Here is a 15193-nt window from a genome sequence, read left to right as displayed (position 1 = left end):
ACTCAGCAAATAAACAAAAAAAATCAAAACGTAGTGAAAAATTAATGCTAATTTCTAATAATATTTTAAAATATCGTAATCCGTAAATTAAATTATAAAAAAAAGACGTTAAAATTAACGTCTTTTATATTTTTATAAGGTATCTCTCTCTTTTCGCATGGTAACCTTCAGGAAGCGGATCAATACGAGCCCTGCTCCAAAGAATACAGTCATTGATAAAGCTGCGATACGCATATTGTTGAAATGCTCAATAAGAGTGGCAAAGATAAATGTACCGATGATAATCGCAATTTTCTCCAATACATCATAAAAGCTGAAATAAGTGGTATTCTCCATAGAGTCTACCGGAAGCAGTTTCGAGTAAGTAGATCTGGACATGGCCTGAAGACCACCCATTACCAATCCTACTACTGCAGCAACACCGTAGAACTGATATTCCACTGTAGGGTTTTCTTTATTTAGGAAATAGGCCCACAGACAGGCTACAATCCATAATACGATAGCAATGGAAATTACATTTTTATTACCAATTCTTTTGGATAGCCTTGAGAATATTACAGCTCCTATGATGGCTTCAATCTGAATCACCAATAAGGTACCGATCAGTTTATCCTGTGCCAGGTTGATCTCACTTTTCCCAAATAATGTTGCCATCAGGAAAATGGTCTGCATTCCTACACTATAAAAGAAGAAACTTGATAAAAAGAATTTAAGGTTTCTGTCTTTAAAAAGAACTCCACCCACTTTAAACAATTCATGAAAACTTTCTTTGGCAATATCTTTATAAAAGCTCATATTGTCTTTTAATACCTCAAAAAAACCTCCCTGCTCTTCATGCTTTTTAAAGATGTTTTTATAGTTTAACAAGACAAGGTCCTTAGGTAATTTATCTTTCACATCTCCAAATTGGGGAAGATGCTTGAACGTGTACTGAGAGAAACCGAACCACCATGCCCCGGTCAGTAAGAAGCTTATTCTTGTAAATAATAACTGTTGAGCTGCTCCTTTTGCAAAAACCTGGATTAATATTAAACAAATTACTACCAAGACTACAGATCCAAGATAACCATATACATATCCTTTTGCAGAAAGAGCATCCTGTTTATCTTGTGTGGCAATATCAGGCAGAAATGAGTTGTAGAAGACCAAACTTCCCCAGAACCCTATACTGGCGGTTATACTGAAAAGAAGGCCCAGAAATACATTGTGCATTCCTGTAAACATCGCTAATCCCATACATGAGGTAGCTCCCAGATAACAGAAAAACTGCAGGAATGATTTTTTATTTCCAATGGTATCAGCCAATGAGGACAAAAATGGAGAAAGCAATACCACTACAAAAAATGATATCGTTAAAGAATATCCATACACGGCATCCGGTTGATATTCTTCTCCAAAAATTTTGATCATGTGCCTTACCGGAACATCAATCCACTTTTTTGTTTCTGCTACATATTCCTTTTTTTCATACGCAGTGGTAAGAATAGAATAATAGATAGGAAAAATAGTAGAAGTAATAACCAAAGAGTATACAGAATTGGCCCAGTCATATACTGCCCAGGCTTTCATAATCTTTGGATTATTTTTTATGTTTTTAGGCTGTCGATTCTCAGTTTCAGACATTTCAATTAAATATTAGTAGCACAAAAATAGAAAAACCATTAAGAAATGAATAAGTTTTTAAAAAAATTATCCATTCCTTAATGGTAATGTATTACTATACAGAATATTAGATATTCTCAATCACGATTGCAGAAGCACCACCACCACCATTACAGATAGCTGCAGCACCATATTTTGCATTATTCTGCTTCAATACGTTGATCAATGTAACGATAATTCTTGAACCAGAACTTCCCAGTGGGTGTCCCAATGCAACAGCACCGCCATTTACGTTTACTTTAGAAGCATCCAATCCCAAAATTTTATTGTTAGCCAGTCCTACTACAGAGAAAGCTTCATTAAATTCGAAGAAATCAATATCTGAAACTTCCAATCCTGCTTTCTTAAGAGCAATAGGCAATGCTTTTGCTGGAGCTGTTGTAAAGTTTTCAGGTTCGTGTGCTGCATCAGCATAAGAAACGATTTTTGCTAGAGGTGTAAGCCCCAATTCTTCCATTTTCTCTTTAGAAACAAGAATTAAAGCTGAAGCACCGTCATTTAATGTAGAAGCATTAGCAGCCGTTACCGTACCATCTTCTTTCTTGAATACAGTAGGAAGCGTTGAAATTCTGTCGAAATTCACAGCTTTATATTCTTCATCTTCTGCAAAGATGATAGGTTCTCCTTTTCTTTGAGGAATAGAAACCGGTACGATTTCGTCATTAAATTTCCCTTCGCTCCAGGCTTTTGCTGATCTTTTATAAGATTCTACTGCAAAATTATCTTGTTCTTCTCTTGTAATATTATAGTCAGCAGCACATTTTTCTGCGCATACTCCCATATGTACTTTATTGTATACGTCTGTAAGACCGTCTAATACCATACCATCCAGCATTTTGATATCACCCAGTTTTGTAGCTACCCTTGCATTATAGTAATGAGGTACTAAAGACATATTTTCCATACCACCAGCAACAATTACCTCAGCGTCACCTGCTTTAATAGCCTGTGCAGCCATTGTTACAGCTTTCATTCCTGAAGCACAAACTTTATTTACAGTAGTAGAAGGTGTATGTATTGAAAGACCCGCTCCCAAAGCTACCTGACGAGCTGGTGCCTGACCTTCTCCAGCCTGCAGTACATTCCCCATATAGATCTCCTGAACATTATTAGGATCAAGACCAATTTTATCTAATGCTCCTTTTACTGCAGTAGCTCCCAACTTTGTAGCCGGAACTGTTGATAAGCTTCCCATAAAACTCCCCATCGGAGTTCTTACTGCGGAAACAATGAATACTTCTTTCATGTGTATAATTTTATTTTGATTTTGCTTTTGCATATATCAGCTCTATCTGAGAGTTCCCGATACGTGTCTGTATTTGTAAATAGTTGTCCTGAGTCTTCGTAATGATATTGCTGAAGACATCACCAACCTTTATGCGATCATTTTGAGCTGTTTTCTCTATGACTATGGCTTTATAACTACAGTCATTCAAAAAAACAAGCGATGATTTTATATATTCTTTACCATTATTAAAATATTCCGTTTGAACATTGTCTTTAATGGTCATATTCCAAATTCCGGCAGGATAGTCTACGCGAACGAATCTTCCTTCTTTTATACTGGCACATTTGGCCGGGTTATCCGGTTTTTTCAGTTCAAATCTCTGAGCTTTAACCTGTGAAACACCCAGTAATATCATCATTACCGGAAAAATTTTAAAAAATCTCATATCTGTGTTCTATTATTTACTTTTTTACTCCTTCCTCCGGCGATCATCAGTAAGGCTCCCAGAAACTCTACTCCCCAGCCCCATTTCAGTTTTACGACCCCTGCAAAGGTTTCTCTCCATGATTTAAAAGGTAAAAAGCTGAAATAATCTAAAGACTGCATTTTCACTGCGATCAATGTGAATATAAAGAATAGGATCAGCAGAATACCAAAAAACCTTACGATCTTCGTATTGTTATTTACGATTCCAAAGACGGCACATGCTGCAAAAAGCCAGCACGTGATGGCTAAATAGTGGTCAAGTTTCCAATAGTTCCAATTTCCGATAATAGGTACATGTACCAAAGGTAAAAAACTCCCTATAACCACTAATAAAAGTCCTAATAACTGAATGTTTTTCATATTTACTAAAGTGCCAAAATACGAAAAAAAACACATTTCCAAATGATGTATTTCAAAAACAGAACATTCACATAAAAACAATAATTAATAACAAATATTCTTTGCTTAAAATATCTATTTAATAATAAAATGGTATTTTTATTATCAAAAGAGAAAATTAAAATTGTAATTTATCATGCAATTTTCATCCCTGATTAGCAGTTTACGGGAACCAAACTTATTCCCTAAAAGGTCTTTAATAAAAAATTGCACTTTCATGACAAAAGTGCAATTTTTATTTTTTATGATTAATTGAATTAATGTTTTATTGAAGACAGCTCTTCCGGATTGTGCTTATGTCTAAACAGTATAGCAAAAAATATAGCAAGTACTAAGGCATAAATAGCAAAAGAAAGCCATATCTGCTGCCAGTCTTTCACCATAACCACTGAAGAAAGCGTTCCATCAGAATTCACAACTGCATTAAAACTTGTTTTTAAAATCTCCAGGAAAGTAGGATTGTCAGCTGTTGTATCCAAGTACGCAGAAAGATCTGAAGCAGTGGTAAACTTATGGGTAAAGAATCTATCTATAGCCCACCCTGCAATATAACTTCCAAAAACAGCTCCAAATCCATTGGTCATCATCATAAATAACCCCTGAGCAGAAGAACGGATATTCTTATCTGTAGTGGTCTCCACAAAAAGAGATCCTGAGATATTAAAGAAGTCAAAAGCCATTCCGTATACAATACAAGAAAGGATGATTAATGATAATCCATAGCCATCCGGAACACCATAGGCAAAGAATCCAAATCTTAACACCCATGCCAGCATAGACATTAACATTACTTTTTTAATTCCAAATTTCTTCAAGAAGAAAGGTATTGCCAAGATAAACAGGGTTTCTGAAACCTGAGAAATAGACATAATAATAGTAGATCTCTGTACTACAAATGAATCTGCATATTTTGGAAAATGGGCAAATTCACTTAAAAATACATCACCATATGCATTTGTCAGCTGAAGTGCTGCTCCCAAAAGCATTGAAAACAAAAAGAACAAAGCCATTTTATAGTTCCCAAAAAGCTTAAATGCATTAAGCCCTAATTGCTCAGATAAAGGAGCTGTTTTGTCTATTAATTTTTGTGGCGGGCATTTCGGTAAAGTAAGGGCATAGATTCCTAAAACAATTGCTATTGCCCCTCCGATATAAAACTGTCCTTCAGTTGCTTTATTCCCTGTAAGATTTGTAATCCACATAGCCACAATGAAACCAATAGTTCCCCACACACGAATTGGTGGAAAATCTTTTACTACATCCAAATTATTGTTTTTAAGGATGGTGTAGGAAATAGAGTTGGCAAGGGCAATGGTAGGCATATAAAAACACATTGCCACAAGCATCACCGAAAAGAAAGAATTAGGATCAGCAGAATGCGGCAAAATGAAAAGAATAGCCCCGTAAAGGATATGCAAAACTGAGAAAATACGCTCGGCGTTTACCCAACGGTCAGCAATAATCCCAGTAATGGTAGGCATAAATATGGAAGCAATTCCCATTGTTCCGAAGACAGCTCCAAACTGTGTTCCTTCCCAATGTTTTGTGCCAAACCAGAAGTTAGCCATCGTAATCAGCCATGCTCCCCAGACAAAAAACTGGAGAAAACTGAGGATGGTCAGTCGTAATTTTAAATTCATAGTTTATATAAAGTATCTCTTTTAATCAATTTTCTTTTTCCTCCTCTTAATTTCTTCCTGAATTTCAAGAGCAGTATCATAATCTTCTTCTCTAACGGCATCATCCAATAATTTCTGAAGTTCCTCCATAGAAAGGGATGTTAAGTTGTCTTCATTCTGCACAGTTTCTGAAAAGCCCTGCTCTTCTTTTGCTACATCTTCCAGTTCCAGTAAAATTCCGGCTTCGTTTAAGACCTGCTGGGTCGTAAAAATAGGCGCATCAAATCTTACTGCCATTGCAACAGCATCAGAAGTTCTGGCATCAAGGATTAATTCTTCCTCAGTCGTTTTACTTTTAAAATTGATGTTTGAAAAGAAAACACCATCTACAATCTGATAAATAATAACAGAAACCAATTCATAATTGGCAGAAACTATAAATTTTGTGAATAAGTCATGGGTAAGAGGACGTGGCGGATGAATATCTTTTTCCAGTCCTAAAGAGATAGACTGGGCTTCGAAATTTCCTATAACAACAGGTAATTTTATGTGTGTTTCTTCATGCTCCAATAACAATGCGTAAGCCCCCGATTGGGTCTGACTATACGATATTCCGCGAATAATTAGCTGCTTATAATCCATAGCTACAAATATAGATTAATTTTTTATTGTGATTTTACTTTTTCACACAAAAATAAAAGCCCGGAAAGCCGAGCTTTTATTGTATTGTGTATGACGATCAATGGTCAATAGTTAGGGTTACGCTGCAAGTGAATTATTACTATTAACAAGCAGAGCTCCCAGGCTATTTTCCATTCATTTTTATCCTTTTAATGCTTTGATTTTCTCTGTTAGTGCAGGGATAATCTGGAAAGCGTCTCCTACTACTCCATAGTCTGCAGACTTGAAGAAAGGTGCTTCAGCATCACTGTTGATGACAACAATAGTTTTTGAAGAGTTTACTCCAGCCAGATGCTGAATAGCTCCCGAAATCCCTACAGCAATGTAAAGATTAGGTGCAATAGCTTTACCTGTTTGTCCTACGTGCTCTGTGTGAGGTCTCCATCCAATATCAGAAACAGGCTTAGAACATGCTGTAGCAGCTCCTAAAACATTAGCCAGCTCTTCAATCATACCCCAGTTTTCAGGTCCTTTCATACCTCTTCCCGCAGAAACTACAACTTCTGCTTCTTTAAGGTCTAATTTCCCTGAGCTCTGCTCGTGAGAGATCACTTTAGTATCTTCGTTAGCTACTGAAAGGTTTTTCACTTCTTCTGAACCGGATACAGCATTTTCTTTTACTCCGAAAGCGTTCTGAGAAACAGTAACAATAACTCCGTTTCCTTCAGCTTTTGCATGCATAAATCCTTTTCCTGAGAATGCTTTTCTTTTTACCTGGAAAGGTGAAAGACTTTCGGGAGCTTCCAAAGCGTTAGTAAGTAAAGAATAGTTCTTCATTACTGCAAGCATTGGAGCAATTGAAGAAGCGTCAGTAGTATGAGGGAAAACGATAATATTTCCGTCTAATACTTCACTTACAGCCTGAGCATATGCTTTTGCTGAAAAGCTCTTAAGACCTTCGTCTTTGATATTGATTACATTAGATGCTCCATACTTATATAATAAATCTGAAGAATCAGTAGGGTTTACGGTGATTGCTGTCACTGTATCTCCAGCTTTATCAGCAACAGCTTTAGCGTAAGAAACCGCTTCAAAAGCTGCTTTTTTGTAAACTCCGTTTATATTTTCTGCGTATACGAATACTGCCATTTTTAAAATAATTTAAAGATTAAAATAAGGGTTTAGATTAAGGCTAAGGATTGAGTGGGACCCAAACTTTGCCTCTACCTCAATACTAGATTACTTTAGCTTCTTCGTGAAGTAATCTTACCAACTCATCTAAATTGTCCGGAGAAACCATTTTTACAGCAGCTCTTGGAGGAACGCTATCATAAGATACTCCCTGAACTTTCACTTCAGAAGAAGTAGGTTCTACTACCTGTAAAGGTTTTGTTCTTGCAGACATAATTCCTCTCATATTCGGAATGATAAGGTCTTTTTCATCTACTAATCCTTTCTGACCTGCAATAATTGCCGGTAGCTTTACAGAAATAGTTTCTTTTCCTCCTTCAATTTCTCTTATAGCAGTTGCTTCGCTTCCATTCACGTCTAATCCTACTGACGCGTTAACGAAAGGCTGGTTTAGCAATTGAGCAACCATTCCCGGAACTGAACCACCGTTATAGTCGATAGATTCTTTCCCGCAAAGGATAAGGTCATATCCTCCGTTTTGAGCTACAGCAGCGATTTCTTTCGCTGTAGAATAGCTGTCTTTAGGATCAAGGTTTACTCTTACAGCATCATTTGCACCAATCGCCAGAGCTTTTCTGATTACCGGTTCTGTAGCAGCGTCTCCTACGTTAATTACAGTTACAGTAGCTCCTTGAGATTCCTGAAGCTTAACCGCTTTTGTTAACGCAAATTCATCTAAAGGGTTAATTACCCACTGAATTCCGTTTTTGTCGAAAGCAGATTTATCTGCTGTAAAGTTAATCTTCGAAGTAGTATCCGGAACACTACTAATACAAACTAATATTTTCATGTGTACTATTTTATTTTTTCCCTTTTACGCACAAAACCAACAACGGTTTATGCAGAGATTTTGTTTGAATTAATTTTTGCTAATATAAATAAAAAATATATTATGCATGCATAATACTTACTAAATTATTATTCAATACATTAGAAGTATTTACTTTCCTGGTTTTGTTGCTCTAAACTCTATTTTACTTGGTAAAACTCTAGGATTCATCTTTAAAATATCCAATATAAGATTTCCCATATCTTCCGGCTGAATCTTCCAGCTGTCTTTTTCGGATGGGGTATTTCCGTTAAAATGAGTGGCCACTGATCCGGGCATAATGACGGTAGATTTAATATTATATTTTCTTAAATCAATCATTGCTGCCTGAGTAAATCCTACGACTCCAAATTTTGAAGCATTATAACCTGTTCCATTTTCAAAAAAGTTAGCGCCTGCCAAACTTGAAATGGTAATATAATAACCTTCTGTCTTTTTCAGTTCTTCAACAGAAGCTTTTAGGGTATAGAAAACACCGGTAAGGTTGGTTTCTATCATATCATTCCATTCTTCAGCTGTCAGCTCATCTACCGGCTTAAAAATACCTAATCCGGCATTGGCAATAACAAAATCCAGTCTACCGAATTTTTCCAAAGTATATTGTATAGCTTCCTGTTCGCTTTCAAGGCTTCTTACATCAGAAACAATCCCTAACACATTTTCAGAATACTGCTTAAGCTCTTCTTCAGCTTTCAGAACATCATCTCTTTTTCTTCCTGAAAATGCCACCGAGATACCATTTTCCAGCAATATTTTCGCAATCCCAAAGCCTATTCCTTTAGTTCCTCCTGTTATATAAGCTGTTTTATTTTCTGACATAGCATAAAAAATTTAATTCTCTAAAATAACAAAAACGCTCCAATTGGAGCGTTTACTGATACTAAGATTTATCAGGTATTATTTTTTTATAAATTTCTGACTGGTTTTTCCTTCTTTTGTTTCTATACTAAGAATATAATTTCCTGACGGCAAATTCTTTATATCAATCTTATTGCCGTCTAGCTTTACATTGATTACTTTTCCTGATACATCTGAAACAGAAATATTTTTAATATCTGAAGAAGTGAGAATATTTAGAATATCCGAGGCCGGATTCGGGAATAACTTCACTTTTGTAATAAGTTCCTTTTTATCATTTGCTTTATCGGGTTGTATATTCCTTAAATTCAAACGCATATTATCTTTTAAGTTTTGACTTTTTGCCTCAACCTCACCTCCCGAGCATCTGCAATCTTCTATTTCCGCTAAATATTGAGCCCCTTTCTCGATATAAGTATCAGGAAGAAGACTAATACTATTTCCTGCCTTCATCGTGATATTCTGAGTTGAATTCACTTTATAATTGAGCTGTGTAGTAATGGTATTACTTGCATGATAAGTATAAGGTGTATTATGCATCTCGGCAGTAGTTAAATCATATGACGTAACACAAGTACCTGTTCTTTTTGAAAGTGTAGGAAGTAATTGAGGAAAGCTGTTGGAAGCTCCCACATAAATCATAGCACTAGGATAATTCAGGACGTTAAGATTAATTGAACTTTGCCCATAAACATCGGGATTTACTATTTGGCTCAGACTTTGTCCTGCATTATAGTTAACCATATGAAAATAAATATCTCCTTTCGAGTTCCTTTGGATAGTACTGGGATAACCTAGACCACCTGTTCCCCACATTCCGTTATAAATTGGAGTGTATACCACATTGGAATTCGTAGAATTGAGCAGATCTACAGCATAGAAGGTAGTAGTATTCCCAACTCCATAATAACCACTTACGTACAGTATATTAGCATATTGATTGAATTCGGCATTAAAAGCATCTGTTCCTGCAATAGACAAATTGTAATCTGTAGTAATCAATCCTGAAAAATTATCAAAAGAGCGTACCATTCCTTCGTTTTCTTTTGTACCGGGATTGGAATTGTTTATACATATAAAGTGTGAATAATTACATGAACTCTTTATCTCAGGAGAGGCCTTCATAGAAATTCCGTCATAACCGGTTAAAAAACCTGAAGTACCTAAATCATTCACAACCGGCGTTGTACTTAATCCTGAACTGCTTAGGCGATAGGCGTATAATTTCTTCCCATTAGTTACTAAAACCCAATAAGAATTACCATCTCCGTGTGGAACAACTGTTACTGCTCTCGCATCATTAATTTCATTTCCCTGATCATCTAAAACAGGAACTTTTATAAGATTTTGCACGACATCACCCAAGGGCTGCCCGTTTGATCCGATACCTCCCAAAGACATATCAACTACTGAATACCGGATTACCCCATTATTATACATCCATGTTGCTGCAAAAATATAATATAAATTAGGATTCGTAGGATGCTTTACAGTAGCCAGCTGACGCCCACCATGCTCAATAAGCCCATTAGGCATTATCTGATGTTCTCTGTTCCAAACCTCACCCCCATCACTATAAAACAACAAATTTCCACTACTATCACTTACTGTTGCTGATGAATTTAAATTATTCATGGCACTGCCATTTACAAACTGAGGAGCACTCCCTGAAAAATTAATTCCTACCTGATAACCGAAGTACCAGTTATTGTTTTCACCCTGGGCATATGCCAGAAATGAGGCAACCAAGCCCATTGATAAAAAAAGTTTTTTCATAAATAATACTTAGTTGGTTGATCAATTATTTACATGTTTTTTCTCCAGGATTTCAATACGCTTATTCTGTTCATCCATAAACTTTTGCTGCTTCTCCATTTGGTTCTGCTGTTGCAATGTATACAAGGTCAGTTCTTCTACTTTTTTAAGAAGAAGAATATTCATTTCCTTAAGTTCTATACCATTTTTGATAGCTTCTTCCGTAGTAGGCACTTCCGGCAGGTGTCCTTTATCATCAATATAGGCCTGCAATTCTTTTAAAGGCATCAGTTTATAATCTTTGGCAAAAACATAATCAGCCCAGCCGTTATTAGCTGCAATTTCAACTTTTAATTTCTCAGTTTTAATACCATCTTTTACAAACAAACGATAGTCGTCACAGTCTACACAGGTCAAAGTATTGGTTCCCATCCCTATTTTAGAGGTAGAAGAAACAAAGAAAACCTTGCTTTCGGAAGGAACATCATTTATTGGGCTTAAACCGGAGTGAGATGGATATATATAAAGTCCATTAGCGTTAGAACCCGATAGACTTCTAAAATTCTGTATAGTAAAATAAGAATCATGATTCACTCCTATTCCCGGTGTAAAATAACCAAATTTAACAGCTCCATCTACCATTCTTAAATTTCCTTTACCTACAGTAAATTTATCATAAGATTGAGCTGTCCCTACACTTACAGAACCTCCTCTGTAAATAGGATCCGTATTCGTGTTATTACCTGTCCATTGTTGAGAAAATAGAGAATTCGCACCCAATAGCGCGAATAAAATTACTGTTATTTTTTTCATGTTATTAATTTTTTTCTTTAATTATAAAAATATATAGAATAATTTTAATACACAACCCGTGAAAAGAAAAAAATATCTTCATACATTATATAATAAAACAGTGATATACTATGAGTTGATAATTTTCTCTATACATATTATAAAGTTTTTAATTTCAGCGTGCTCACCATCATAAAAGCATGATTAAATTGTATACAAAGGACACTATACTATATAACAAAAACGCTCCAATTGGAGCGTTTATTAAGATTAAGATTTATCAGGTATTATTTTTTTATAAATTTCTCTGTCGTTTTACCCTCTTTCGTTTCAATATTAATGATATAGTTTCCCGCATTCAGGTTTCCAACATTTACTTTATCTCCGTCTAGATCTGCAACTACTTTTCTTCCGCTGATATCATAAACTTCCACTTTATTTACTTTTTCTTTAGATTTAATCGTAAGAACATCGGATACAGGATTAGGATATAGAGAGGTCTCAACCTTAGATATCTTATTTTCAGCAGTGCCCAGTGTTCCTGTTTGTGTAATTTTAATATTGTCTACTATCAAAAGGTTTTGATCATTAGTATTAAAATGTCTAACATAGAGTTTTACACTCTGGCCAGCCAGATTACTAGGAATCGTTGCCGTTTTGGCTATTGCTGTTTTACCTGCTGTTACAGTTCCTTCAATCAAAGGAGTCTCAGTACCTGTAAATGCTGTAGCACTACTTGGCAACACATAAGCTGCGTAATGTTCTGCAAAAAACTGAGAATCAGAAGATCCTACTAGAAAACTCAATGATAAAGTCCCAGTTGCAGGAAGTGTTATTGCTGGTGAAATTAATAAATTATCAGGAGTCAATGCTCCCACAGCTGGTAACCACGATGCTGAACCTGCAACATTCCCAGAAAATCCCCAGCCATCAGTAGTTGCACTTCCTGTATAAAGCCCCCAGTTCCTTGTATCCCCGTCTCTATCAATTACGGTCCATCCAACAGCGGTATCAAACGTTTCTTGAAACACGACTGTCTGTGCATTTAATAAAGTTAAACCTAGAAATGCACTCAATAGTAAAATTTTTCTCATCATAATTTTTTATTTTACAACAAGTTAAGTACACCTATATTCTATTCCAAATTTAAAATAATAGATTTATAAAATAATCAATAAAAAGCCAAAAACCACACCATTCACTTATAAAATTGCATGAAAAAGAATAAATTAGTTAATAAATTCATTAATATTCTTTGTGCAATTTGGTTTAATAAAAGAGTATTTATACTTTTCAGAATTGATTACAACAAAAAAACGCTCCAATTGGAGCGTTTACTGATACTAAGATTTATCAGGTATTATTTTTTTATAAATTTCTCTGTCGTTTTACCGTCTTTGGTTTCAATATTAATGATATAGCTTCCTGCATTCAGGCCTCCAACATTTACTTTATCATTATTGATGTCAACATTAATTTTTCTACCGCTCATATCAAAGATTTCAACCTTATTTATCTTTGCTTCTGCTTTAATGGTTAAGACATCTGAAACCGGGTTAGGATAAACAGATACAGGAGCTTTTGCAGAAACAGAAACATCCGCAGTTCCAAGGGTTGCAGAGTTTCCATACATAACGTTAACATTATCTACGAAAGCCTCATTTGCTACAGTATTTCCTTCATCTGTCGATGAAACAAAATCAAGCTCAGCCGGGACTAAACCGGTAGAAACACTATACCCCGGATTTGTGGCATTTGTGAAATTAAATGTTCCTTCAGGATACGTCCAGGAATATGCACCCGTTGTTTTATTATATGTAAATGACACTGATACCCATGTATTAGCCGCATAGGTTGCAGATCCCAATCCAATACTGTAAAATCTTGCTGTACTTCCCGCTGGGGTTAATCTTCCCATACCACTAATGGTTTTTGTAGAATAATCATAATTTATTCCAACAATTCCAGCACCGGCAGCATCATACATTGCACATTGGATTTTACCAGCACCCGTTGCCGGTCCTGTATAAATATCCAAAGTTCCTTTCAGGATATTATTTCCCGCTGTAGCAGTTGTGGTGATTGATTTAAAGGCAAATCTCACATTTGAGGAATTGTCAAGATCATCATACCCTGCACCACTTTTAATTTTTAAAGAATTACCATGGGCTGCATCCAGTGCTGCTACCTGATAATCACTTCCTACTCCACCATAGATATAAAAGCCTCCCTGCCCTGGTAAACTTCCCGTTGCATCAGTGGCTAAATTCCCTAATGTTAAAGCATTAAAATTCTCATTTAAAACTGTTTGCGCTGAAACTCCAATTGAAAATGCAGCTCCACACGCAACTAGTAAAAATTTCTTCATGATATTATTTATTTTTAATTCGACGCAAAAATAGAATATTTATTCTAAAAAAAACATCAAACACCTAAAAAAAACAAGTAATAATCAACTATTCAGCGTTTTTATATAAAAATACCGCATTAAAAATCATCAATTAAACACATTAAAATAATATTAAAATAACATCATAAAGTTAATTTTTTAAACAAAATATCACTTTTTACTAAATTTTATTTTCATTCTTCATCATGCCTTCAATGGTTATTTTTTTACAAACTTTTCCGTAAAGGTTCTATCTCCTGACTGTATGCTCATAAAATAAAGCCCTGGTAAAAGGTGCTTTACATCTATTGTATTATTCTGTAATCCTATATTCATCTTTTTTCCGGCACCATCATACACCTCTACTTTATCTATTACATCCAGCGTATTTATTTTTATAAAATCTGTTGTTGGATTAGGATATAATGATACTGCATGATAGCCCGTCTTATCATCTTTAACCGTCAGAATGGTCTCGGAATTGATCTTAATCTGATCAATATAAGCTGTTCCTAAAGCATTGTCATGTACAAAACGAAGCTGATCTATATTGAGTGAGCTTACAGCCAATCCTGTATATATCAAAGTGTCATTGAGATAATATCTGATATCTGAGGCTGTTCCTATAACTTTAAACCTATACCAGGTATTTGGAGACCAGGTTTCAGGAGTAGAAACAAGCTCCAAAGAGCCGGAAACCTTGTCTAAAACTTTTATGGCACCTGTCTTATCAAAATCAAGCCTTACGACCAACTGCTCTGCAATACTGTCAACTCCCTGGAATCCAAAAACAGAGCCATCAAGCTGAGAGATATTAATATCAAATGAAACCGAAAAAAGGGTATACAGAAGTGGTGTCGGCAAATTATAAAAACCACCGATGATAGGTTCTGATTGGGTTCCATAAGTATTTTCTTTGACAATTTTCAGGGAAGCATTTCCGTTACTGGCATAATCCTGACTAATAACCTGATTCATAACATAAGCTGGGTTTCCGCCTGTAGGAGTACTTATCCAATTATTTTGCCCGTGGATATTGGCGGCTAAAAAACCTTCGCTGTCTTCAAAGGAAATAGATTGCTGAGCGAAAGAAAATACTGAAAGTAAGACACATGCGATTGAGTAGTATTTTTTCATAGTAAAGTTTAAGTTTCGGAATAAAAATAAAAACTTCAAAGAATTAAAAAAATACCATTCATCAAGCAGAAATCCGATTATTGTCACTAATTTACAACCCCTAAAAAACATAACAGGGCAAGGTGTTTGATACAAAAGCGGTTTACAATTTTACTATAAATCTCCACATAGTAAACCAGAGGAAAAAATGATTGGGTTCCTGTTTAATTGAGCATTGTCTTTCAGAT

Annotated in this window: 14 protein-coding genes; all 14 read right to left on the bottom strand. The window is 35.4% G+C overall.

Annotated elements, in window-relative coordinates; genetic code table 11:
• Positions 1 to 132 precede the first annotated feature (132 nt).
• The 14 genes from DRF57_RS12560 to DRF57_RS12495 all read right to left on the bottom strand — a co-directional run bounded on the left by DRF57_RS12560 (position 133) and on the right by DRF57_RS12495 (position 14966).
• A complete protein-coding gene (locus tag DRF57_RS12560) occupies positions 133 to 1623 on the bottom strand; it encodes an MFS transporter (RefSeq protein WP_047494829.1) in 1491 nt (496 codons plus the stop codon).
• Between the two features lie 106 nt (positions 1624 to 1729).
• Positions 1730 to 2908, bottom strand: coding sequence for a thiolase family protein (locus tag DRF57_RS12555; protein WP_084083908.1), 1179 nt, complete (start codon positions 2906 to 2908; stop codon positions 1730 to 1732).
• Positions 2909 to 2918: 10 nt separating this feature from the next.
• Positions 2919 to 3308 carry a hypothetical protein gene (locus DRF57_RS12550; RefSeq protein WP_123863318.1) on the bottom strand — a complete coding sequence of 130 codons (390 nt, stop codon included), beginning with the start codon at positions 3306 to 3308 and terminating at the stop codon, positions 2919 to 2921.
• 23 nt (positions 3309 to 3331) lie between these two features.
• Positions 3332 to 3736 carry a hypothetical protein gene (locus tag DRF57_RS12545; RefSeq protein ID WP_115918821.1) on the bottom strand — a complete coding sequence of 135 codons (405 nt, stop codon included), beginning with the start codon at positions 3734 to 3736 and terminating at the stop codon, positions 3332 to 3334.
• Positions 3737 to 4032: 296 nt separating this feature from the next.
• Positions 4033 to 5415: a nucleoside permease gene (locus DRF57_RS12540; protein ID WP_047494844.1), complete on the bottom strand. Its 1383-nt coding sequence runs from the start codon at positions 5413 to 5415 to the stop codon at positions 4033 to 4035.
• 21 nt (positions 5416 to 5436) lie between these two features.
• A complete protein-coding gene (locus DRF57_RS12535; RefSeq protein WP_047494847.1) occupies positions 5437 to 6036 on the bottom strand; it encodes a bifunctional nuclease family protein in 600 nt (199 codons plus the stop codon).
• 180 nt (positions 6037 to 6216) lie between these two features.
• On the bottom strand, positions 6217 to 7164 hold the full coding sequence (locus tag DRF57_RS12530; RefSeq protein ID WP_047494850.1) for an electron transfer flavoprotein subunit alpha/FixB family protein: 948 nt from the start codon (positions 7162 to 7164) through the stop codon (positions 6217 to 6219).
• 85 nt (positions 7165 to 7249) lie between these two features.
• Entirely contained in the window at positions 7250 to 7996 is a 747-nt protein-coding gene (locus DRF57_RS12525) for an electron transfer flavoprotein subunit beta/FixA family protein (RefSeq protein WP_047494853.1), read from the bottom strand.
• 150 nt (positions 7997 to 8146) lie between these two features.
• Complete coding sequence (locus tag DRF57_RS12520; protein WP_047494855.1) at positions 8147 to 8854, bottom strand: SDR family oxidoreductase; 708 nt, start codon at positions 8852 to 8854, stop codon at positions 8147 to 8149.
• A 78-nt stretch (positions 8855 to 8932) separates the two neighbouring features.
• The gene (locus DRF57_RS12515; protein ID WP_115918819.1) at positions 8933 to 10669 is read right to left on the bottom strand and encodes a T9SS type A sorting domain-containing protein; all 1737 of its coding nucleotides are present in this window, start codon (positions 10667 to 10669) and stop codon (positions 8933 to 8935) included.
• A gap of 21 nt (positions 10670 to 10690) precedes the next feature.
• Positions 10691 to 11461, bottom strand: a complete 771-nt coding sequence (locus DRF57_RS12510; protein WP_047494861.1) for a hypothetical protein — start codon at positions 11459 to 11461, stop codon at positions 10691 to 10693.
• 266 nt (positions 11462 to 11727) lie between these two features.
• Positions 11728 to 12516, bottom strand: a complete 789-nt coding sequence (locus tag DRF57_RS12505) for a T9SS-dependent choice-of-anchor J family protein (RefSeq protein WP_206607191.1) — start codon at positions 12514 to 12516, stop codon at positions 11728 to 11730.
• A gap of 284 nt (positions 12517 to 12800) precedes the next feature.
• The gene (locus DRF57_RS12500) at positions 12801 to 13808 is read right to left on the bottom strand and encodes a T9SS type A sorting domain-containing protein (RefSeq protein ID WP_047494867.1); all 1008 of its coding nucleotides are present in this window, start codon (positions 13806 to 13808) and stop codon (positions 12801 to 12803) included.
• 240 nt (positions 13809 to 14048) lie between these two features.
• Positions 14049 to 14966 carry a T9SS type A sorting domain-containing protein gene (locus DRF57_RS12495; RefSeq protein WP_157969891.1) on the bottom strand — a complete coding sequence of 306 codons (918 nt, stop codon included), beginning with the start codon at positions 14964 to 14966 and terminating at the stop codon, positions 14049 to 14051.
• Positions 14967 to 15193: the final 227 nt, after the last annotated feature.

The organism is Chryseobacterium rhizosphaerae (assembly GCF_003385455.1).
In the GTDB taxonomy this organism is placed as follows: Bacteria; Bacteroidota; Bacteroidia; order Flavobacteriales; family Weeksellaceae; genus Chryseobacterium; species Chryseobacterium rhizosphaerae.
Note: the sequence above shows the minus strand (reverse complement) of the source record. Positions and strands in the feature narration are given on the sequence as shown.